This is a genomic window from Aeromonas sp. 82P, from assembly GCF_051919365.1.
GTDB lineage: Bacteria > Pseudomonadota > Gammaproteobacteria > Enterobacterales > Aeromonadaceae > Aeromonas > Aeromonas veronii.
Map to the genome: position 1 here is coordinate 3,739,785 of NZ_JBQBEV010000001.1, position 21,540 is coordinate 3,761,324.

Consider the following 21,540-nt stretch of genomic DNA (forward strand, 5'->3'; position numbering starts at 1 on the left):
GAGAGAAAGCGGCCGGGATCATAGCGAAACGGCAGCACGACTTCCTGTTATTTGTGTTATGAATCATTAATATAGACTGCTTTACCCGCCTCCCTGCCCTGTTTTAGGCTAGGGCCACCTCTTCTGAACGGAAACGAGCCTCATGTTGCAACGCCTGCTCACCCTCTTGCTGTTCTCCCTTCTCTTGTTGCCGCCAACCGTGCGCGCCGACGATGCCATTGCCCAGGCCGAATCCCTGTTGCAGAGCGTGCCCAAGAGCGATACCCCGGAAAACCAGAAGCTGCGGGAGAGCTACCAGCAGGCGCTGCAATTTGCCAGAGAGGCCGAGCGTTACCGGGAGCAGAGCAAAGCCTATCAGCAGATCCTTATCGATTACCCCAAGGAGTCGGCACGCCTCAAGGAGAGCCTGCACAACTATCAGCCCGCCGCTCGCCCGCCGCTGGCGAGCCTCAAGGAGGAGGCGCTGCGCCAGGCCATTGGCCTGAGCAGCAACCGCCAGCTCAACCTGCGCAAGGAGCGGCAGGGGGTGATGGACAGCCTCAACCAGCTGGAGAGCACCGGGCAGGAGTATCACCTGCGGGTGGACGATCTGCGCAAACAGCTGCAACTGACCCGCAGCCAGCTGGAGCGACTGAGCTTCAGCAGCGAATCGGATCGCCAGCAGGAGGCACAGCTGCTGCTGACCAGAATGAAGGAGCAGAGCCTCTCCGACCGGATCCAGATGTTGGAGCTGGAGCAGCTCTCGGCCCAGCAGCGCAACGATCTCGGCAAGCTGAAGCTGCAGGAGCTCAATCTGGCCATCGCCGACGAGGATGAGTGGCAAGCCAGCCTGCTGACCCAGCAGAACCAGCTGCGGCGGGAGAAGACCGAGCAGGCGCTGGAGGAGAGCGAACGGCTGCGCAAGCAGCTCACCACCGACATGCCGCTGCTGCTGGAGCAGCAACAGCAGAATCAGGCGCTCTCCATCCAGCTCGGCACACTGGAAGATCAGATTGAGCGGGTGCAGGACGAGCAGCGCAGCGTCGACAAGAATCTGTTTGAACTGAATGAGCTGGTCAACTCGGTACGCGAACAGCTGGAGTGGCTGCAGATCAGTAATGCCTACGGCGAGAACCTGCGCAGCAAACTATCCGATCTTCCTCCCCAGTTTCCCCTCGACAAGCTGGAGTCCGCCATCGTCAGCGCCCGCATGGCCAAGTACCAGTACGAGAGCGAGCAGGATGGGCTCAAGGATACCCGCCAGCTACGCGACAAGCTGATGGCCGAAGAGGAGGTGACGCTGGATCGGCCGCAGCAAGCGGTGCTCGACAACCTGCTCAAGGCCCGGCGCCAGCTGCTGACCCGTCTCAACGACGCGCCCGATACCCTTATTCAGGAGCAGACCCGCCTCAAACTGCTCTACAGCCGCCAAAACAGCAAGATCGACGAGATCCGCGAAATAAGCGCCAGCCACCTGTTCTGGATGCCGGATGTGCGCCCCTTTACCCCGCAGGTCATGCTCGGCATTCCCGCCGCGCTGACCCTAGCCTTCAACCCGGACAACTGGTTGCAACTGCCCTACGCCATCGCCGAAAACAGCCCGCTGAGCCTCACGCTAGCCGGTATTGGGCTGCTGGTGCTGGCCTGGAGCTGGTTCAAAATGGCCCGTCACCTGAGCCTCTATTGCGACCATATTGCGCCGCGGATCGGCAAGGTGACCCAGGACAAATTCAGCCTCACCAGCCGCTTGCTGCTGCGCTCCCTGCTTGCCGCCCTCCCCTTGCCCGCCATGGTGCTGATGGTGCGCGGCCTGCTCGAAGGGGCCTGGCAATACCCGTTTGCGGTGGCGGTGGCGCGCGGTCTTGGCGAGATCTGGTTCCTGCTGCTGGCGCTGGTGATGGCCCGCCATCTGACGCTGGAGCGGGGGATTTTGATCCACCACTTCCGCTGGCCTAGGGAACAGGTGCAAAAGGTGTGGGGGCAGTTTCGCACCCTGCTGCTGGTGCTGATCCCGAGTTTCTTTGTGCAGGGGATGGCCAACAGCTATCAGGAGCACGCCTTCTACGACTCCCTCGGCCGGATGGCCTTCATGATCGGTGCACTCTGGCTACTGCTCTTCTTTGCCCGCCTCAACCGGGAGCGGCTGCCACTCACCTGGGGCCAGACCGACATGACCAAGCCCCATCTGCTGCACCACTTCATCTGGAATAGCCTGATGCTGGCGCCGCTGCTGGCGGTAATTGGCGCCCTGTTTGGCTACTTCTATACCTCGCGCACCCTGCTGCGCCAGCTGGAGCTTAGCCTGCTGATGGGGCTGGGTTGCCTGCTGGTCTACTATCTGGCCAGACGCTGGATGCTGATCCAGCGCCGCCGCCTTGCCTTCGAGCGCGCCAAGAGCAAGCGGGCCGAGATCTTGGCCCAGCGCGGCAGGGAAGAGGGGCATGACGAGCTCAGCTCCGAGACCCCGGACGTGGTGGAAGAGACTGAGCTGGATCTCGATACCATCAGCGCACAGTCGCTGGGGCTGGTGCGCACCCTGCTGATGCTGGGCTTCACCATGCTGGTGGTGGTGCAATGGTCGGATCTCAACTCCGCCTTCAGTTTCCTCAGCAATATCGAGGTGTGGCAGGTGAGCAGCAAGATTGGCGGCATCGAGCAGCTCTCGGCCATCACCTTGCAGGATCTGATGCTGACCGCCTTCGTCTTCATTCTGACCGTGGTGACAGCCCGCAACCTGCCGGGGCTGATGGAGCTGACCCTGCTGCAGCACCTCAGCCTCTCCCCGGGTACCGGCTTTGCCCTCACGACCACCAGCAAGTATCTGGTGATCCTGATCGGCGCCCTCACCGGCTTCTCCATGCTCGGCATCGACTGGTCGAAGACCCAGTGGCTGGTCGCCGCCCTCTCGGTGGGGCTGGGTTTCGGTCTGCAGGAGATCTTCGCCAACTTTGTCTCCGGCCTCATCATCCTGTTTGAGAAGCCGATCCGGCTCGGTGACACCGTCACCATCCGCGATCTCACCGGCACCGTCACCAAGATCAAGACCCGGGCAACCACCATAGTGGATTGGGATCGCAAGGAGATCATCGTGCCCAACAAGGCCTTCATCACCGAACAGTTCATCAACTGGTCGCTCTCCGATGCCATCACCCGGGTCAAACTGCGGATCCGGATCGGCCTGACCCGGGATCCGAAACTGGTGCAACGCATTCTGGAAGAGTCCATCCAGGCATCGACCCTGGTATTGGAGACGCCGACGCCAGAGGTGTTCCTGATCGAATTCACCGACTCGGCACTGATCTACGAGATCCGCCTCTACGTCAACAACATGGATCACCGGATGCCCATCACTCACGAGGTTCACTCGCTGGTGCTGGAGAAGATGCAGCAGCAGGGACTTACCCTGCCCCATCAACAGATCGACATTCACCTGAGCCGCGGCTGATCCGCGAGGTACAAGGAGCAGAACATGCAGATTATTGCCCACCGTGGCGCCAGCGGTCTGGCACCGGAAAACACCCTCAAGGCGATGGCCAAAGCGCTGGAGCTGGGAGCATCAGCCATCGAGATCGACGTGCAGGCAGCCGATTGCGAGTTGTGGGTCTTCCATGACAGGCGGCTGGATCGCTGCACCAATGGCAAGGGGGTGCTGACCGAGCAATCCCGCTCCTATCTGGAGCAGCTCGATGCCGGTGAAGGAGAGGTGATCCCGACCCTGTGGCAGGTGATGGAGATCATCGCCGGACGCTGCGAGCTGCATATCGAGCTCAAGGGCGCCCATACCGCTGATGTGGTGGCAGCCCTGACCCGACGGGCAGAGGCCGAGCTGGGCTTTACTCCCGGGCAATGGGTGGTTTCTTCCTTCCATCACCCGGAGCTGGCCCGATTTGCCGCCTTGCGGCCCGATATCCGGCTCGGTGCCCTGACCGCCAACCTGCCGCTCAACCTGGCGCAGTTTGCCGACGAACTGGGAGCCTGGTCCATCAATTGCGATGTTGATTTTATCGATGCCGCGCTGGTCGATGATGCCCATCGCCGGGGGCTCAAAGTTCTGGTTTATACCGTTGATTATCCAGAAGATTATGAAACGCTCTCTAGCATGGGGGTCGATGGAATCTTCACCAATCGACCAGATCGTTTTCTGACGCAGTGAGGGGGCGATACGCGCATGGATATCCACTGATTTAGGCACTAACTTTAAATAGCTGACCGGGATACAAAGAGTTCAACTTCAGCCGATAAACAGAGGCTTATAACAATAACTAGATTCCACACACTTCAGACTGACGCTCACAAGGATGTAACTATGAACTTATCCATTAAAAACAAGCTTGTTCTGGCTATCGGGGTCATCATTCTGGTGATCACCGGCCTGCAGGTCTGGTACAACACCTCGCAACTGCGCAGCGAGACCCAGCGACTGGTCTGGAACATCATCGACGAAAGCTCCATGGCCAACGTCAAGGGGATCTCCCGCTGGGTCGACGCCCGGATCAGCATGGTCAGCACCACCAAGGAAGCATTCGCCAAAGAAGATGAGCCCATCAGTCATCTGGCCCAGTCCATGAATGCCGGTGGCTTCGACCTGGTCTATGCCGGTACCGCTGACGGCAAAATGATCCAGAGCAAACCGACCGACTTGCCCGCCGGTTATGACCCCCGTCAACGCCCCTGGTACAAAGACGCAATGGCTGCTGGCAAGATGACCATCACCTCCCCTTATGCCGACATCTCCACAGGCCAGCTGATTGTCACCATTGCCGAGCCGTTCCAGCGTGGCAACACCCAGGGGGTTATCGCCGGAGATGTCTCTATCAGCGCCCTTATCTCGGACATTCTGACGGTCACTACCGAGGGGACTTACGCCATTCTGGTCGACAGCAACGGCACCATCATCGCCCACCCCGATGCCTCCCTGAGTCTGAAACCCGCCACAACGCTAGCCCCCGAGTTGACCGCGTCTTACATCAATCAGATCGCTCATGACGGTACGATCAACGAGCTGGTGATCAGCGGTAAGAAAGAGGTCTTTGACTTTAACGCGATCCCCAACACCAATTGGTATTACGGCATGATGGTGGATGACGAAACCGCTTACCAGTCGGTACGCCGCATGGTCACCTCCTCACTTATTCAGGGACTTATCACCATATTGATCGTGGCTGGCTTCTCCTATGTCGCCATCAACGGCTCGCTGGCCCCTCTGAAAACCCTGGGCGAAGCGATTGCCGATCTCTCCCGTGGCAACGGCGATCTCACTCGCCGCATCAAGATTGAACGTGAGGATGAAGTAGGCGCGGTTGCCAAACACGTCAACACCTTCATCGAGCGGATCCATGTGATGGTGCAGGATATCTCCAACTCCTCCGGCCAGCTCAACCAGCAGGCCAAGTCCTCCCACAGCATGGCGGAGAAGGCCAATCAGGGGCTGGCACGCCAGCAAAACGAGATCTCCCAGATCGCCACTGCGGTACACGAGATGTCAGCCACCGCAGTCGAGGTCGCCAGCAACGCCGAGCAGACCGCCGAAGCGGCCCGCAGCTCCTCCAGCAGTTGCGAGCATGGCAAGCAGGTGATCGCCCGCAACCAGCGCTCCATCACCGATCTGGCCACCCAGGTGGAACAGGCCTCCAACATCATTCAGGAACTGGAGAAAAACGCTCAGGAGATCAACACCATCCTCTCCACCATTCAGGGCATCGCCGAGCAGACCAACCTGCTGGCACTCAACGCCGCCATCGAAGCGGCCCGTGCCGGTGAACAGGGTCGCGGCTTTGCGGTGGTTGCCGACGAGGTGCGCGTCCTGTCACAGCGTACCCACAGCTCCACCGTCGAGATCCGCAATATGATCGAAACCCTGCAACGCAATACCCAGGGAGCGGTCAGTACCATGCACGAAGGCCAGCTGCTGGCCCAGAACAGCGTGGATGACGCCAACAACGCCACCCATGCGCTGGAACAGATCACCACCTCGATCAACCAGATCTCCGACATGGCGACCCAGATCTCCAGCGCGGCTGAAGAGCAGCGGGCCGTCACCGACGAAGTAAGTCGCAACATTCAGGCAGTGAAAGATGTCTCGGACGAACTGGCAGTGGATGCAGACAGCTCACGCCATCTCTCTGAACAACTTAAAAATATTTCGGGTGAACTGAGCAATCAGGTCGGCATGTTCCGCATTTGAGCATGAGCAAAAGGGGCCGTACAGGCCCCTTTTATTTTTCTAAATAGCGCTTAATTTTCAGTGAGTAATCTCACATTACCCGCCAAATCCCCCGCCTTGAAATCCTTGTAATTCGTCTGGAATTATCAGATCACCGCCGTGGTCACCGCAGCATTTCGGATTACCTATTTCTATCCGAATAGATAAATGCCAATAATTCTCATTAAAAAATTACAATAAAAAACTTAAAATTTTTTTCGCGAGTACCTAAAAAGAGAGGTGATTCGCATTTTATTGAAAGAAAACTACGTACAATCCAGAAGTTAAAGTGCTCGTAGCTAGGTGTTCAACTGCTCAGTAACACCAAAAAATGACGATAATAACGACATTTTCATCCAGGGATTTGGGTGTTTTATAGAAAAATAACCAATAAAAAGGGAATAAAACCTAGCAGTTTGACTTGCATCAAGCCTGAATTTTTTTCATAGAGCAAAATCGTGCCCAGCAAATCTATCCCTAAGGAGGCAGATGTGGATATTATCAAGACCGATGTGGCCATCATCGGTGCTGGCGGTACCGGCTTACGCGCCGCTATCGCTATAGCCGAATCACAGCCAGACCTGGACATCGCCCTGATTTCCAAGGTTTACCCGATGCGCAGCCACACGGTTGCTGCCGAAGGCGGCGCCGCCGGTGTCGTCCGTGATGACGACTCCCTCGAAAACCACTTCAACGACACCGTCTCCGGTGGTGACTGGCTGTGCGAGCAGGACGTAGTGGAATACTTCGTCAACAACGCAACCAAAGAGATGATCCAGCTGGAGCACTGGGGTTGCCCCTGGAGCCGCAAGCCGGATGGCAAAGCCAACGTGCGTCCGTTTGGTGGCATGAAGGTTCCGCGTACCTGGTTCGCCGCAGACAAGTCCGGTTTCCATATTCTGCACACCCTGTTCCAGACCTCCGTCAAATACCCGAGCATCAAGCGCTTCGACGAGCATTTCTGCCTTGATCTGATCGTGGACGACGGCCGTGTCCAGGGCGTACTGACCTTCGACATCCAGAACGGTATCACCCGCTTCATCCAGGCCAAATCCGTGATCGTGGCAACCGGCGGCGCTGGCCGTGTCTATCGCTACAACACCAACGGTGGCATCGTCACCGGCGACGGCATGGCACTGGCCTACCGTCACGGCGTACCGCTGCGTGATATGGAGTTCGTCCAGTATCACCCGACCGGTCTGCCGGGCACCGGCATCCTGATGACCGAAGGTTGTCGTGGTGAGGGTGGCGTCCTGCTGAACAAGGATGGCTACCGCTACCTGCAAGACTACGGCTTGGGCCCGGAAACCCCGATCGGCCAGCCGAAGAGCAAATACATGGAGCTGGGTCCGCGCGACCGTGTTTCCCAGGCATTCTGGCAAGAGCAGCAGAAAGGCCGCGTCATTCAGGGCCCGATGGGCGATGTGGTTCACCTCGACCTGCGTCACCTTGGCGAGAAGTACCTGAAAGAGCGTCTGCCGTTCATCTGCGAACTGGCCAAAGCCTACGTCAACGTGGATCCGGCCAAAGAGCCTATCCCGGTACGTCCGACTGCCCACTACACCATGGGTGGTATCGAGACTGACAACAAGTGTGCCACCCGTCTGCCCGGCCTCTACGCCGCGGGCGAATGTGCCTCCGTCGGTCTGCACGGTGCCAACCGTCTGGGTTCCAACTCCCTGTCCGAGATCGTGGTATTCGGCAAGCTGGCCGGTGAGCAGGCAGGTGAATTTGCCAAGACTCAGAAGCATGGCAACACCGAAGCGCTGGCCGCCAAGGCCGAGGCGCTCATCAAGCAACACCTCTCCCTGATGGACATAGACGGTACCGAAAACCCGGCCGATATCCGCAACGAGCTGGGCATGTCCATGGAAGCCGGTGTCGGTATCTACCGTACCGAAGAGCTGATGCAGGGCACCATCGACAAGATCAACGAGCTGAAAGCCCGTTACAAGAAGGTCAAGATCAACGACAAGTCCTCTGTCTTCAACACCGATCTGCTGTACGCCATCGAACTGGGTTACATGCTGGACGTGGCTGAAGCCATGGCGCACTCCGCCATCAATCGTAAAGAGTCCCGCGGTTCCCACCAGCGTCTGGATGGTTACGAAGAGCGCGATGACGTGAACTTCCTCAAGCACACGCTCTCGTTCTACCAAAATGGCGAAACGCCCTCCATCGATTACTCCGATGTGAAGATCACTAAGTCCCAGCCGGCAAAACGCGTGTACGGCTCCGAGGGTGAGAAACAAGACGAGGCTAAGAAGAATGGCTGAGATGATTGAAATTGAGATCCTGCGCTACCGTCCGGAACAGGATAACGAGCCCTGGATGCAAACCTTCCAGGTGCCATACCAGAGAGAGATGTCTCTGCTGGACGCCCTGCAGTACATCAAGGATCACCTGGACTCTACCCTGAGCTTCCGCTGGTCCTGCCGGATGGCGATCTGCGGCTCCTGCGGCATGATGGTCAACGGTGTGCCCAAGCTGGGTTGCAAGGCGTTCCTGCGCGACTATCTGCCGGGCAAGATGACCGTCGAGCCGCTCAACAACTTCCCGATCGAGCGCGATCTGGTGGTCGACATGTCCGACTTCATCGAGAAGCTGGAGAGCATCAAGCCGTACATCATCCCGAGCGAGCCGCGCAGCCTGTGTGATGGCGAGTACATCCAGACTCCGGCCCAGATGGCGCAGTACAAGCAGTTCTCCCAGTGCATCAACTGTGGTCTCTGCTACGCAGCCTGCCCGCAGTACGGCATCAACAAGAAGTTCACCGGTCCGGCGGCACTGGCTCTGGCCTATCGCTACAACGTCGACAACCGTGATGCCGGCGCCAAAGAGCGTATGCGCATCATCAGCCAGGACGAAGGCGTCTGGGGCTGTACCTTCGTGGGCTACTGCTCCGAAGTGTGCCCGAAAGGCGTCGATCCGGCGGCGGCCATCCAGCTTGGCAAGGTCGAAAGCGCCAAGGACTACATGATCGCCATGTTCAAGCCAGATTGAGAGCAGGATTGAGACCATGAACAACACTGATAGCAAACGTAAACCTTACGTCCGCGAAATGAAGAAAGACTGGTGGCTGAAGAACGCCTTCTACACCGGTTACATGATCCGTGAAGGCACCAGTATCTTCGTCTCCATCTACGCCGTTGTGCTGATGTGGGGCCTGATGCGCCTGGTTCAGGGTCAGGAAGCGTTCAACGGCTGGCTGGAATCCCTGCAAAGCCCGATCGCCATCCTGTTCCATGTCGTCGCTCTGGCGGCGTGCCTGTTCCATGCCAAAACCTGGTTCGCCCTGGCGCCGAAAGCCATGCGTATCTTCCGTGGTGAAGACCTGGTACCGGAGAAGCCGATCGTTCTCGCCCAGTATGTGGCGCTGGCGGTGGTGTCCCTGCTTGTCCTGATCATCGTGGCCTGAGGAGAAAACAATGAGACGTTCTGACGAACCAATTTACTGGGGTCTGTTTGGTGCGGGTGGCATGGTTGTTGCCATGCTGCTGCCGGTCATTGTCCTCATCACCGGTCTGCTGGTGCCCATGGGCATCATGGACGTGGAAACCATGAGCTATGACCGCGTGCACGCGTTCGCCAGCTCCTGGTGGGGTGCCTGCATCCTGCTGGTGATCATCGCCCTGCCAGTCTGGCACGGTATGCACCGTATCTACCACGGTCTGCACGATCTGGGGATCCACACCACCAAGCTGCACCACTATGTGTTCTATGGCTTTGCCTTCCTGGTATCTGCCATTAGTGTCGGCCTGCTGATGGTACTGGTACTCCAGTAATCACAGTAATCACATCTGACTGATTGACCAAACCGGGCCTCGTGCCCGGTTTTTTATTGCCCCGCTATCCCACCCCTGCTTTTTATTCACTCAAACAATTCGATAAAAACCAGATTATCGTCCAATCATATGGCGATCACAGTCACATAACCCCAATACATTCGTCATTTGCAGCAAACCATTTTGACCACCATCAATTTAGTGACATCCATATCAATTATAATTACTCAGATTAAATAATTATTCATATGGAGCTATCTAATGACAGACAAAACACGCTCGGTGAGCATAGGCAGTTACCTGGCACTGGCCTTCGCCGTGGTCTTCTTCTCCGGACTGTTGCAATCCGGCGAGTGGTACGGGGTATTCGATTTCACCACGCTGAACGGTTCGTTCGGTACCATGGTCCAGAGCGTCAGCGAGAATGGTGACGGCATCAAGACCGCCATGACCGACATGCGCGGCAAGGGGGGCAACGGCGCTCGCGATGGCTTTTTGTTTGCCCTGACCCTGATCCCCACCGTGATGTTTGCCCTCGGTATGATCAATGTGCTGGAGCACTACGGCGCGCTGGAAGCGGCCCGCAAGTTGCTGACCCCGCTGCTGCGTCCGCTGATGGGGATCCCGGGCAACACCGGCCTCGCCCTTATCGCCTCCCTGCAGAGTACCGATGCCGGTGCCGCCATGACTCGTCAGCTCAAGGATGAAGGGCTCATCACCAAGCGTGAAACCGACGTGTTCACCATGTTCCAGTTCTCCGCAGGTGCCACCATCGTCAACTTCTTCTCCTCCGGCGCCGTACTGTTCACCCTGACGCTGGCAGATGGCAGCCCGGCGGTCAGCTCCTCCATCGGTCTGGCTGTCATCGTGATGTTCGCCTTCAAATTTGTCGGGGCCAACCTGTTCCGGGTCTACCTCAATATGAGCGAAGGCAAGCAGACCGATAACAACACCCAGCAGACTCTCAACACTCAGGAGCAAGCCAAATGAGCCAGGCCAACATCAAGAAACCCATCGTCACCGATATCTTCGTCGAAGGGGCCAAGAAGGGCTGGGTCATCGCCACCACCTCCACCGTACCCAACGTACTGATGGCCTTCGTCATCATCAAGGCGCTGCAGATCACCGGCGCGCTGGATGCCATGGGCGCCATCTTCTCCCCTGTCATGGCCATCTTCGGGTTGCCCGGTGAGGCGGCAGCCGTGCTGATCGGCGCCTGGATGTCGATGGGCGGCGCGGTCGGTGTGGTCATCACCCTGTTTGATCAGGGGATCCTCAACGGCACTCACATCGCCATTCTGGCGCCAGCCATCTACCTGATGGGCTCCCAGGTGCAGTACATGGGCCGCATCCTCGGCTGCATCGGCACCGAAGGGCGTTACATCCCCATCATGGTCGCCATCTCGGTACTCAACGCCTTCGGCGCCATGTTGGTGATGAACATCCTTCTCTGACCCGAACCTGATAGTGGAGCAAGCAATGACTTTTTCTCTGGATCAATACCTGACCGAACTGGCCCCGCTGATCAATCTGGATTGCGGATCCCTGCACCAACCGGGCATTGCGGCAGTGGCCGACCTGATGGCGGCCAAATATGAGGCGATGGGCGGCTGGCAGATCAAGCGGGTCGACTGTGGCGCCGCCGGGGTGGGACTGGAGATCCGCAACCAGCCTGATGCTGCGCAGATCGATGTAATGCTGATCGGCCATATGGATACCGTCTTTCCTCTCGGCACCGCCGCCGCCCGCCCGATGAGCGTCGATGGCGAGCGCGCTTACGGCCCCGGTGTCTCCGACATGAAATCCGGCCTGCTCAACATCGTCTATGCCCTGCGTGAACTGCCCCGCGAGGTGCGCGATCGCCTGAGCATCTGCGTCTGCATGAACCCGGACGAGGAGATCGGTTCCCTCCACTCCAGTGACTGGCTGGCAGCGGTGGCCAAACAGGCGAAACAGGTGCTGGTGGCCGAAGCGGCCCGCGCCGATGGCTCACTGGTCAAGGCACGCAAGGGGATGGCCCGTTATCACATCGACTTCACCGGCAAGGCGGCTCACGCGGGCAACGAACCGCAGAAGGGGCGCAGCGCCATCACCGAGCTGGGCCACTGGATCCTGGCCATCAACGCCCTGACCAACTTCGAGAGCGGCACCACCCTCAACATCGGCATTGTCGAGGGGGGCAATGGCGCCAACATAGTGCCAGCCCATGCCAGCGCCGTGGTAGACGTCCGCTTCTGGGACAATCAGGAGTACCACCAGATCGACGATCATCTGCTGACCCTGGCCGAGCGGCCGCATCTGGATGGCGTCACCATCCAGCTGACCCGCGAGGCCCACAAACCGGCCATGGTGCCGTCAGAGGGCACCCAGGCACTGATGCTGCTGGTGGAAGAGTGTGGCGCCGAACTGGGGCTGCCGATCAGCTGGCAGGAGGTGGGGGGCGGCTCCGATGCCAACCTGACCGCCGCTCTCGGTATCCCCACTCTGGATGGTCTGGGCCCCATCGGCGCCGGTTTTCACAGTGACGAGGAGTATCTGGATCTGGCCAGCATTGCCCCGCGCATCGAGCTGCTGGTGAAGGTACTAACCCGTCTGGCAGCCTGACAAGCTCTCACGTAAAAAAGGGCCAGCCGGTTTGCACCGGCTGGCCCTCTGTTTATCTGCTCCCCCTGAATGACAGCAACCCTTCGCTATTACTCCATTGGCGGCAAGAAGCGGCGCATCACCTCATCCGTATGCCCCCCTTCCTGAAATGCCACCAGTGACTGATTGAGGATGTTCACCAGCTGGTGACCGCGGGGGGAACCCTTGCTCACCAGCAGATAGAATCCCTTGCGGCTGGGCAGGGCGAGATTGAGCAACCCGCTCTCGCTGCGGTAGATGCCAAGGCTGATGCCTGCCACCAGAGGTTCGATTTCGCTCGGCAGAAAATCGCAGCGATCCCGCTCCAGCATATCGAGCGCCTGCTGCAACTGCTTGACCCGGCGTGGCTCCTGCGCAAGCCCGTAAGGTGTGTAGTTGTAACCAATCACCCCGCACACCCGGGAGCGATTGACCGTCTGCAGATCCGGCGGTTCGGGGTAGCGGCGCTTGAGATAGAAGAAACCGAGGTGGGTGTAGTAGAGGGGAACGCTGTAGAAGGCAAACTCGGCCCGCTCCGGCTTGTAGCTGGCATCCCAGGTCAGCTCGCACAGACCGTTCTGGTGATAATCCGCCAGCTCCTGCTGCACCCGCGCCCAGGGCAGATAGCGGATCTGGTGCGAGAGCCCGCTCTGTTGTAATGAATCGAGCACGAGCATCGTCGCCGAACCGGTCAGGCGGCTGGTATCGGGCACACCGTCCTTGCGCTCCCAGTAGGTAAAGGGGGCCCACTCGTTGCCCTCCCCCAGACAGATCTTCACTGGTGGCTCTTGCCCCCATAGCGCGGGGGACAAGATGGCCATCGCCAATCCCGCCCACCATGTTCCCGCTCGTTTCATCTCCCGCTCCCGGACTGTTTATCCCTCTTGCAGCTTAGCCCAGAAGGGATTTTGCTCACTTTGCAGGGGCGCTTTCATGCCACAACGCCAGCAAATTGGCCGGAATGGCACCATAACGAAGCTGCGGCGTCTGGTGCCAGTCAGCCAGCTTTTGCAGGGCTTTCGCCAGATCCTGTGCAAGCGTGCGGGTCACTCTCACCCCGGCTTCCAGATAGAGGCTCTTGATCTCGAAGATCCCCTGCTGACGATGAGCCTTGGCATCCATTCTGCCCACCAGCTTGCCGCGATGGAGCAAGGGCAACACGAAGTAGCCGTATTGGCGCTTGGGGGCCGGGGTATAGCACTCGATGCGATAGTCGAAGTTGAACAGTTCACTGGCCCGTTTGCGATCCCACACCAGCGGGTCGAACGGCGACAAGGCTGTGGTATGGGTCGCCTTGAGACGGCCCTCCTTGGCTTGCACCAGCTCATCGGCCAGCGAGGCGTGCACAAAAGCGCCGTGCTGCCACCCGTCTACCCGTACCGGCAGCAGTTCCCCCTCGTCCGCCAGCTGATGGAGCAGGGCGTCATATTTGCCGCGCCGCAGCCGGTAGTAGTCCGCAACCCAGCCAGTTTTGACCAGCCCCAGCGCCCGGCAGCTGGCGCGCACCATATCCCGTTGGGCCTGCTCGACGCTCGGCAGATCCCGCTGGTCGCTCCACTCGGGGAGCACCCGTTCGGCGAGATCATAGACCCGCTGAAAGTTGCGCCGCTCCCGTACCATCAGCTGACCAGTGGTAAACAACACCTCCAGATGGCGCTTCTCCGGCTTCCAGTCCCACCAGCCATTGCCCTTCCCCTCTTTGCGCTCAAAATCGGCCGCCCGCACCGGGCCATGCTGACGAATGCGCTCGATAAGCTGGCCAATCTCCTGCTGATGGGTGGCAAGCCAGTTGGCCGAAAACTTCCAGCCCATGGCGGTGGGGTCGAGCATCCGGTGGCGCAACAGCCGGTAATCCTCGCGGGGCACAAAGCAGGCCTCGTGGGCCCAATATTCGAAGATCTCGCCGTCGGCCAGCAGCTGCTCCAACCAACGCGGTTCGTACTGGCCAAGCCGGCTAAAGAGCACCAGATAGGGGCTGCGCGCCACCACCGAGATGGTATCGATCTGCAGCAGCGTCATACGGCGAATGGTGGCCAGCAGATCAGCCGGGGTCGCCTTGCTGCGACGGGGGGCGAGCAGCCCCTGCGCCGCCAGTTGCAGATGACGGGCATCTTGCAGTGACAAATGGGTAATCGACATCAACAACCGCTCCCTGCTATCTGGCCATCGCACGCCCGGCGGATAGCCAACAAAACCGGGGGAGGCACCACGCTGGTATGCCTCCCCTCCCTGTGTACCAGCGCCGCTATGAATGGGCCGGGGGCAAGACCAGCTGATTGACCACCAGCATGATCTCTTGATAAGTGGCCTCGACCGTCTCGGGGGTCGGCTCCAGAATGAGGTCATCGGCATAGCCGTTGATGAGGGAGGTGATCTGGCGCGCCAGTCGCCGGGCATCGCCCGCCACAAACTCGCCACTGTCGATCCCCTTTTGCAGGATCTGCTCCAGCACCTCCCGCCACGCCAGAATGATTTTGCGGTAGCTCTCGGCAAACACAGGGTCGCGCAGTGACTCGTTCCAGGCATCGAGGTAGATGGCCCAGGAGGCATCCTGACTGGTTGGCAGGTTGTCCCGTACAAAGAGCGGCAACGCTTCGCGGGCCGGCAGCGGCAACAGCCACTCCCGCTGCTCGGCGATCTCCTGACTGGTGAAGCGATCCACTGCGCAGAGGCAGAGCTCCTTCCAATCCTTGAAGTAGTGGTAGACGTGGCTGCGCGCCAGACCGGTGCGCTCGGCAATATCACGGGTTGACGATGCCGCCATCCCCTTCTCTCGAAACAGGGCCAGTACGGCCTCGATGATCATCTCTTTGCGCTGTTCTGCTGATGGGCGTGCCATCTGACCTCCTGCGATATCAATCGATCTGCTTGACTTTGAGCAGTCGCTCAAACAAACTTTGAGCACTCGCTCAAACTTAGCATTTCCGACATCTTAGGAGATAACCCATGACAACACCAACCACTTCGGCAGCCAGTTGCGACGAGCAGGCCACGCCGTTGCCACACTCGGCCGGTCGTTCGCTGGAGGCGATTGCGCGGGCCAATCCCCTCAAGCTGGCGGGCACCTTCTCGCTGGTGGCCCTCGAAAACATCCTGCTGGTGGTCTATCCCCTGTTCGCCGGCTTTGCCATCGACGCCATCGTCAAGGGCCAGTGGCTACAGGCCTCGAGCTACACCCTGATCGTGCTGCTGTTCTGGCTGATCGGCGCCCTGCGCCGGGCGGTCGATACCCGCACCTTTACCCATATCTATGCGGCACTGGCGGTGCCGGTGATCCTGACCCAGCGCCAGCAGCAGGAGGGGCAATCTACCATAGTGGCGCGGGTCACCCTGGCGCGGGAGTTTGTCGACTTCTTCGAGAAACATATCCCGATCCTGGCCACCAGCCTGATCTCCATCGTCGGGGCGGCCGTGATGCTGATGGTGATCGAGTTCTGGGTCGGCATCGCCTGCATGGGGGTATTGCTGCTGTTCGGTCTGCTGCTGCCCGGCTTTTCGCGCAAGAACCAGCTGCTGCACGAGCGGCTCAACGATCGGCTGGAACACGAGGTCAAGCTGGTCACTCATGCCCAGTCAGCCAGCCTCGCCCGCCACTACCGCACGCTGGCCTGGATCCGCATCCGGATTTCGGATCGGGAGGCGCTCGCTTTTCTGGCGGTCGGCATCAGCGCCTCCCTGCTGTTCCTGCTGGCCATCACCATGCTGATGGCCCAGCCCCAGGTCTCGGCAGGCCATGTCTATGCTGTGATGACCTACCTCTGGAACTTTGTCACCAGCCTGGATGAGGGGCCCGGTCTTGCCGATCAGCTGGCCCGGCTGAGAGACATAGGCCGCCGGGTAAATACCGCCCAACCCGATGAAATGATTTGATATTTTGTATCTGTAACCGGAGTAGAAGATGAATCCGACCACCCTTTGCCAACGAGCGTTGACCACGTGCATCAGCTGTTTTTTCCTCGCCGCCTGCGGCCCCAAGATGAGCGACTTTGAGCCCAACACCAGCTACTGGTTCAAGGAGAAACCGACAGAGGAGAGTGCCCCGCTGGCGCAAGACATGAAGGTGGATATCGCCATCATAGGTGGCGGCTACAGCGGCCTCTCCAGCGCCTGGCATCTGGCCAAGGCCAATCCGTCGCTCAAGATCGCCATCTTCGAAGCCAAACAGGTGGGCAGCGGCGCCTCGGGCCGCAACGGCGGCATGGTATTGCCGGGCTCCGAGGTGATGGATCTCTACGAGGAGGGGGAAGCGAGCAAACGTCACTACGATCTCACCGTCGCCAGCATGCGCAAGCTGCAGGCACTGGTGGCCTCAACCGGCATCGAGGCCGACCTCAAGCTCGATGGCTATGTGGAGGCGATCCTCGATGAGGAGGATATCGCCGAGTACCGCGACTATGTAAAAACCGCCAATCGCCTCGGCATCCCGCTCCAGTACTGGAACGCCGATACCACAGAGGAAAAACTCGGCACCGATCGCTACGCAGGCGCGGTCTACGACCCCAATGGCGGTCAGGTACACGCCATGAAACTGGTCAATGCCCTGCGCAAGGCGGTGGAGCAGGCGGGCGTTACCATCTACGAGCAGAGCCCGGTAATAGGGATCAAGGAGGGCAAGCAGATCGAGCTCAATGTAGCCGACAAGTACAAGGTGACCGCCGACAGCATAGTGCTGGCGACCAACGGCTATACCTCAAAACTTGGCTACTTCAGCGGCCGGGTCTTTCCGGTACACGCCCAGAGCGCCGTCACCGAGCCGCTCACCAAAAAGCAGCTGGCCGCCATCCAGTGGCAGAGTCGGGTGCCCTACTACGACACCCGCAACATCCTGTTCCATCTGGTGTTGACCCCGGATAACCGCATCGTCATCGGTGGCGGCAATGCCGAGTACGTCTTCAACGACGGCCTCAACTACAAGGGCGATCTCAACCGGGTCAGCGAGATGATTATGACCGAGCTGGTGACCCTCTATCCGGCCCTCAAGGGGATCAAATTTGAGCAGGTGTGGGACGGGGTACTCGGCATGACAGGTGACAGCACCGAAGCGGTGGGGGTAATGGGGGATCACAAGAACATCTACTACGCCCTCGGCTACAACGGCCACGGCATCAATCTCTCCTTCCTGTTTGGCGACATCGTGGCCAGCCTCTATCAAGGCAAGGAGCATCCCTGGTTCAACCACGCAGAGCAGACGCTGCCAATGTGGCTGCCGCCAGAGCCGTTCAAGTCAATCGGCGTCAAATCTGCCCTGATGTACTACCAGTGGCAGGACAAGGGCTACAAGGAGTAACCGAGAGCCGAGCAAGAAACAGCCGAGTAACAGACGAAGGCACGCCTCAGGGCGTGCCTTTCTGCAATACCGCCACATCGGCGTGGGGGAAGCTGAGCTCGGCCTGCCAGCTGGCGGCAAGCACCTGAAACGATGCCTCGGCAAAGAAGACGATGTGGGTCGGGTCGTGGCGATAGCGCCAGTTTTTAAACCGCTCGTCACCGAGCACCCGCTGGGTCTGCAGCACCAGCAGGCCGCCGGGCTTGAGGCAATCCCACAACTGCGCCAGCACCGTGCGCGGCTCGGCGATATGCTCTATCACCTCGGTACTGGTGATGAAGTCATACTGACGAGTCAGCAACTCTGGAAAATCGGCGTAGAACTTGTCATACCCCGCCATCTGGTAACCCGCCTCGCGCCCCATCGCCACCAGCGCGGGGCCCGGGCCACAGCCAAAATCGAGGCCGCAGGCAGGAGTTGGCACTCGACTCAGTACCTCGCCAAATGCCCGCATCAGAAAGGTGCGATAACGGGGATCATCAACCTGGTTGTCGTGACCGTCATAGACCGCCTTCTCCGCCGCCTCATCCAGATGATCCGCCTCGTCCAGCCAGACCAGCTCGCACGCGAGGCAGCGATGATAGCGCTTGCCCGCCACCGGCAGGGGATAACTGCGATGGCTGGCACACAGGGGGCAGCTGACGGTGGATGACATGACGGTTCCTCTTGGGGGCTTCCTGTTGGATAACAGCGGCGCAGATTGCCTGCCCGTCGCGTCGCTGACAACTTTTTTTGCTCCTTAAGGGTTTCTTAAGTTTGCCCTTTTACTCTCAAACCATCGCAAGAGAAGGAGTCACCCATGACCATCGAGATCCAGGCCCCCTACCGATTGCTGCTAGCCAAGTCCCCGCAGCAGGTCATGGCGCTGCAAACCTATATCCAGGCAGCCTACACCCTCGAGTTCAACGCCCGCATCCCCCATTTCCTCCCCTGTCTGCTGGGGCTCTATCGGGCGGACGGGACGCTGGTCGGTGCCTGTGGTCTCAATCATGCCAGTGAGGGGCCTCTCTATCTGGAACAGTATCTGGAGCAACCCATCGAGGCCGCCATCAACACCCGCCTAGGAGTCTATCCGGCACGCAACCGCATTATCGAAGTGGGCAATCTGGCCTGCAGCGAACCGGGCAATGCCCGCCTGATGTTTGCGGCCCTGTGTCGTCTGCTGTGTGAAAACGCCCTCGACTACGTGGTCTTTACCGGCACTGCCAAGCTGCGCAACAGCTTTGCCCGCCTGCAACTCAACCCGGTGGAGCTGGCCCCCGCCCAGGCCCATCAGGTGGGGGCCGACGCCGACGCCTGGGGTGAGTACTACCGCTGCCAACCCAAGGTGATGGTGGGCGACATCAATCAGGGGCGCGAGGTGCTGGCCCAGCGCAGCCTGCTGCTCAATCTGCTGGCCCCCATGCCGACCCTGTTTGAGGATGCCGGCAAGAGCTGTAATAACCAGACCCATCAAAAAAGGTGCGCCCAATGAGCCTGTTCGACGCCATCGCCAAACATGCCCACGAGGATCCGCAATCCCCTGCGCTGCTGAGCAACCAGCAGCGTCTCGATTACCAGACCCTGTGGCAACAGATCCAGCGTCTGGCCAGCCAGCTGCAACAGCTCGACATCAGCCGTCTGGCGCTGCAACTGGACAACGGCCTGCCCTGGGCGCTGCTGGATCTCGCCTGCACCCGCGCCGGGATCGTGGTCATACCGGTGCCCCACTTCTTCAGCCTTGAGCAGCAAGATTGGCTGCTGGAGAGCAGCGGCGCCGATGCGCTGGTTGGCCCGGCTCATCAGGGGTGGCACGCCGCCGAACCGCTCTTGCTGGTCAGCGGCGAACTGCCGCTCTGGCGCCGCACACCGGCAACCCTCCCGGCATTGCCACAGGGCACTGCCAAGATCACCTACACCTCCGGCACCACGGGCCAGCCCAAAGGGGTCTGCCTCTCGCTGGCCAGCATGATGGCGGTGTGCGAATCGCTGGCCGAGCGTGTCGCGCCAGCCAAGGTGGAAAAACACCTGACCCTGCTGCCGCTGGCGACCCTGCTTGAGAACATCACCGGCCTCTACGTGCCGCTGCTGACCGGCGCCTGCAGCCGCATTCCGTCCCTCGGGGAGCTCGGTTTCACCGGCTCAAGTTCGCTCAATCCAGCCATGCTGGGGGAAGCGCTGCTGCGCTGGTCGACCCATAGTCTGGTGCTGGTGCCCGAACTGCTGCGCCTGCTGCTGGTGCTCTGCACCAGCACACCGACGCTGGCCCAGCAGCTCAAGAGCCTGCGCTTTATTGCCGTCGGTGGCGGCAAAGTAGCACCCGACCTGATCAAACATGCCCGCCAGCTCGGCCTGCCGGTATACGAAGGTTATGGCCTCTCGGAGTGTGGCTCCGTGGTGGCGCTCAACAGCCCGGATGCTGACAAGCCCGGCAGCGTCGGCCGCCCCCTGCCCCACTGTCAGGTCACCATCGCCAGCGACGGCGAAATTATGGTGAGCGGCAGTGCCATGCTGGGTTATCTCGGCAGCAACGAACCGACTCCCGAACAGATCGCCACCGGCGATCTGGGTCATCTCGATGATGAGGGCTACCTCCATATCACCGGGCGCAAGAAGAATGTCCAGATCACTGCTTTTGGCCGCAACTTCTCGCCAGAGTGGGTGGAAGCCGAGGCCCAGCTCTGCCCCGCCATCGCCCGCATCGTGGTCTTTGGCGATGGTCAACCCGCCAACGTGGCGCTGATCCAGCCCCTGCCGGGCAAAGAGGCGGATCTGCCCCGCCAGATCGCAGGCCTGAACCAGCGGCTGCCCGATTATGCCCGGCTGCACCACTGGTTGCCGGTGGCACTCGACCAGCATCCCGGCCTGCTGACCGCCAACGGGCGCCCCCGTCGCAACGAGATTTACCAACACTTTTCCCGGCAAATCAGCCAATGCCTTACAGGAGAATCCTCATGAGCTTCTACCAGACTCTGCAACAAGCCACTGCTCAGGAGCGTGAGCATCTGTTCAACGCCCCCATCATCGAAGCCTGCCGCCGTGGCGATATCAGCCGTGACACCTATCTCGCCTTTCTGGCGCAGGCTTACTACCACGTGCGCCACACAGTTCCGCTGCTGATGGCCACCGGCGGCAAGCTGAGTCAGGAGTACGAGTGGGTGCGCGGCGCCATTGCCGAGTACATCGACGAGGAGTATGGCCATCAGGAGTGGATCCTCAACGACATCCGCGCCTGTGGCGGCGATGCCGAGGCGGTGCGCCACGGCCAGCCCGGGCTGCCCATCGAGCTGATGGTCGCCTTCCTCTACGACCAGATCCAGCGCGGCAACCCCATGGGCTTCTTCGGCATGGTGCAGGTACTGGAAGGCACCAGCGTCGCCATCGCCCTCACCGTCGCCGACCAGCTGAAAAAGGGTCTCGGCCTGCCACCCCAGGCGATGAGCTACCTGAGCTCCCACGGCGCCCTGGATCAGGAGCACCTCAAGTTCTTTGAATCCCTGATGGATCGGGTCGAGAGTCCGGCGGATCAGGCCGCCATCATCCACGGGGCCAAGGTGGTTTATCGCCTCTATGGCGAGATGCTCTACAACCTCACCGCCACACCGTAAGTCGGCAGCAGATCAGCAGACAGCAAAAAGGGAACCCAC

At 59.8% G+C, this 21,540-nt stretch carries 19 protein-coding genes; 15 read left to right on the forward strand and 4 right to left on the reverse strand.

What is annotated here, in order from left to right:
* The first annotated feature begins 142 nt into the window (after positions 1-142).
* The 10 genes from mscM (at position 143) to ACTG2S_RS17080 (ending at position 12,570) form a co-directional block, all read left to right on the forward strand.
* A complete protein-coding gene (gene mscM, locus ACTG2S_RS17035) occupies positions 143-3,424 on the forward strand; it encodes a miniconductance mechanosensitive channel MscM (RefSeq protein WP_201942506.1) in 3,282 nt (1,093 codons plus the stop codon).
* 24 nt (positions 3,425-3,448) lie between these two features.
* The gene (locus tag ACTG2S_RS17040; RefSeq protein WP_151286589.1) at positions 3,449-4,132 is read left to right on the forward strand and encodes a glycerophosphodiester phosphodiesterase; all 684 of its coding nucleotides are present in this window, start codon (positions 3,449-3,451) and stop codon (positions 4,130-4,132) included.
* Positions 4,133-4,285: 153 nt separating this feature from the next.
* A complete protein-coding gene (locus ACTG2S_RS17045; RefSeq protein ID WP_201904875.1) occupies positions 4,286-6,163 on the forward strand; it encodes a methyl-accepting chemotaxis protein in 1,878 nt (625 codons plus the stop codon).
* A 509-nt stretch (positions 6,164-6,672) separates the two neighbouring features.
* A complete protein-coding gene (gene frdA, locus ACTG2S_RS17050; protein ID WP_064340833.1) occupies positions 6,673-8,457 on the forward strand; it encodes a fumarate reductase (quinol) flavoprotein subunit in 1,785 nt (594 codons plus the stop codon).
* Positions 8,450-9,184 carry a succinate dehydrogenase/fumarate reductase iron-sulfur subunit gene (locus ACTG2S_RS17055; RefSeq protein WP_005335057.1) on the forward strand — a complete coding sequence of 245 codons (735 nt, stop codon included), beginning with the start codon at positions 8,450-8,452 and terminating at the stop codon, positions 9,182-9,184. The genes frdA and ACTG2S_RS17055 overlap by 8 nt, the downstream gene beginning before the upstream one ends.
* A 16-nt stretch (positions 9,185-9,200) precedes the next feature.
* Entirely contained in the window at positions 9,201-9,599 is a 399-nt protein-coding gene (locus ACTG2S_RS17060) for a hypothetical protein (protein ID WP_005335058.1), read from the forward strand.
* Between the two features lie 10 nt (positions 9,600-9,609).
* On the forward strand, positions 9,610-9,966 hold the full coding sequence (frdD, locus tag ACTG2S_RS17065) for a fumarate reductase subunit FrdD (RefSeq protein WP_005335059.1): 357 nt from the start codon (positions 9,610-9,612) through the stop codon (positions 9,964-9,966).
* Positions 9,967-10,227: 261 nt separating this feature from the next.
* On the forward strand, positions 10,228-10,956 hold the full coding sequence (locus ACTG2S_RS17070; protein WP_005335061.1) for a nucleoside recognition domain-containing protein: 729 nt from the start codon (positions 10,228-10,230) through the stop codon (positions 10,954-10,956).
* On the forward strand, positions 10,953-11,420 hold the full coding sequence (locus ACTG2S_RS17075) for a YjiG family protein (RefSeq protein ID WP_005335063.1): 468 nt from the start codon (positions 10,953-10,955) through the stop codon (positions 11,418-11,420). Before ACTG2S_RS17070 ends, ACTG2S_RS17075 begins: the two co-directional genes overlap by 4 nt.
* Positions 11,421-11,445: 25 nt before the next feature.
* Positions 11,446-12,570 carry a M20 family metallopeptidase gene (locus ACTG2S_RS17080; RefSeq protein WP_201942503.1) on the forward strand — a complete coding sequence of 375 codons (1,125 nt, stop codon included), beginning with the start codon at positions 11,446-11,448 and terminating at the stop codon, positions 12,568-12,570.
* A gap of 89 nt (positions 12,571-12,659) precedes the next feature.
* Here the strand turns inward: ACTG2S_RS17080 and ACTG2S_RS17085 are convergent, their stop codons facing one another.
* From ACTG2S_RS17085 to ACTG2S_RS17095, 3 genes are all read right to left on the reverse strand, one after another.
* A complete protein-coding gene (locus ACTG2S_RS17085) occupies positions 12,660-13,409 on the reverse strand; it encodes a substrate-binding periplasmic protein (RefSeq protein WP_439983257.1) in 750 nt (249 codons plus the stop codon).
* A gap of 91 nt (positions 13,410-13,500) precedes the next feature.
* Positions 13,501-14,727 (reverse strand): winged helix-turn-helix domain-containing protein, encoded by a 1,227-nt coding sequence (locus ACTG2S_RS17090; RefSeq protein ID WP_201942500.1) that lies wholly within the window; start codon positions 14,725-14,727, stop codon positions 13,501-13,503.
* A gap of 106 nt (positions 14,728-14,833) precedes the next feature.
* Positions 14,834-15,427, reverse strand: a complete 594-nt coding sequence (locus ACTG2S_RS17095) for a TetR/AcrR family transcriptional regulator (protein ID WP_201942497.1) — start codon at positions 15,425-15,427, stop codon at positions 14,834-14,836.
* A 107-nt stretch (positions 15,428-15,534) separates the two neighbouring features.
* On the opposite strand from ACTG2S_RS17095, the gene ACTG2S_RS17100 reads away from it, so the two are divergent.
* The gene (locus ACTG2S_RS17100) at positions 15,535-16,458 is read left to right on the forward strand and encodes an ABC transporter six-transmembrane domain-containing protein (RefSeq protein ID WP_439982991.1); all 924 of its coding nucleotides are present in this window, start codon (positions 15,535-15,537) and stop codon (positions 16,456-16,458) included.
* Between the two features lie 28 nt (positions 16,459-16,486).
* Entirely contained in the window at positions 16,487-17,875 is a 1,389-nt protein-coding gene (locus tag ACTG2S_RS17105; RefSeq protein WP_421325134.1) for an NAD(P)/FAD-dependent oxidoreductase, read from the forward strand.
* Positions 17,876-17,921: 46 nt separating this feature from the next.
* On the opposite strand, the gene ACTG2S_RS17110 is transcribed toward ACTG2S_RS17105, so the two are convergent.
* Positions 17,922-18,569, reverse strand: coding sequence for a class I SAM-dependent methyltransferase (locus ACTG2S_RS17110; RefSeq protein ID WP_163129350.1), 648 nt, complete (start codon positions 18,567-18,569; stop codon positions 17,922-17,924).
* Positions 18,570-18,713: 144 nt separating this feature from the next.
* Here ACTG2S_RS17110 and ACTG2S_RS17115 point away from each other — a divergent pair, with 144 nt between their 5' ends.
* The 3 genes from ACTG2S_RS17115 to ACTG2S_RS17125 are packed head-to-tail and all read left to right on the forward strand — an operon-like array spanning position 18,714 to position 21,501.
* Complete coding sequence (locus tag ACTG2S_RS17115) at positions 18,714-19,388, forward strand: thermostable hemolysin (protein ID WP_421325133.1); 675 nt, start codon at positions 18,714-18,716, stop codon at positions 19,386-19,388.
* Positions 19,385-20,851, forward strand: coding sequence for an AMP-dependent synthetase/ligase (locus tag ACTG2S_RS17120; protein ID WP_421325132.1), 1,467 nt, complete (start codon positions 19,385-19,387; stop codon positions 20,849-20,851). Before ACTG2S_RS17115 ends, ACTG2S_RS17120 begins: the two co-directional genes overlap by 4 nt.
* A complete protein-coding gene (locus ACTG2S_RS17125) occupies positions 20,848-21,501 on the forward strand; it encodes a TenA family transcriptional regulator (protein ID WP_236380098.1) in 654 nt (217 codons plus the stop codon). The genes ACTG2S_RS17120 and ACTG2S_RS17125 overlap by 4 nt, the downstream gene beginning before the upstream one ends.
* Positions 21,502-21,540 lie beyond the last annotated feature (39 nt).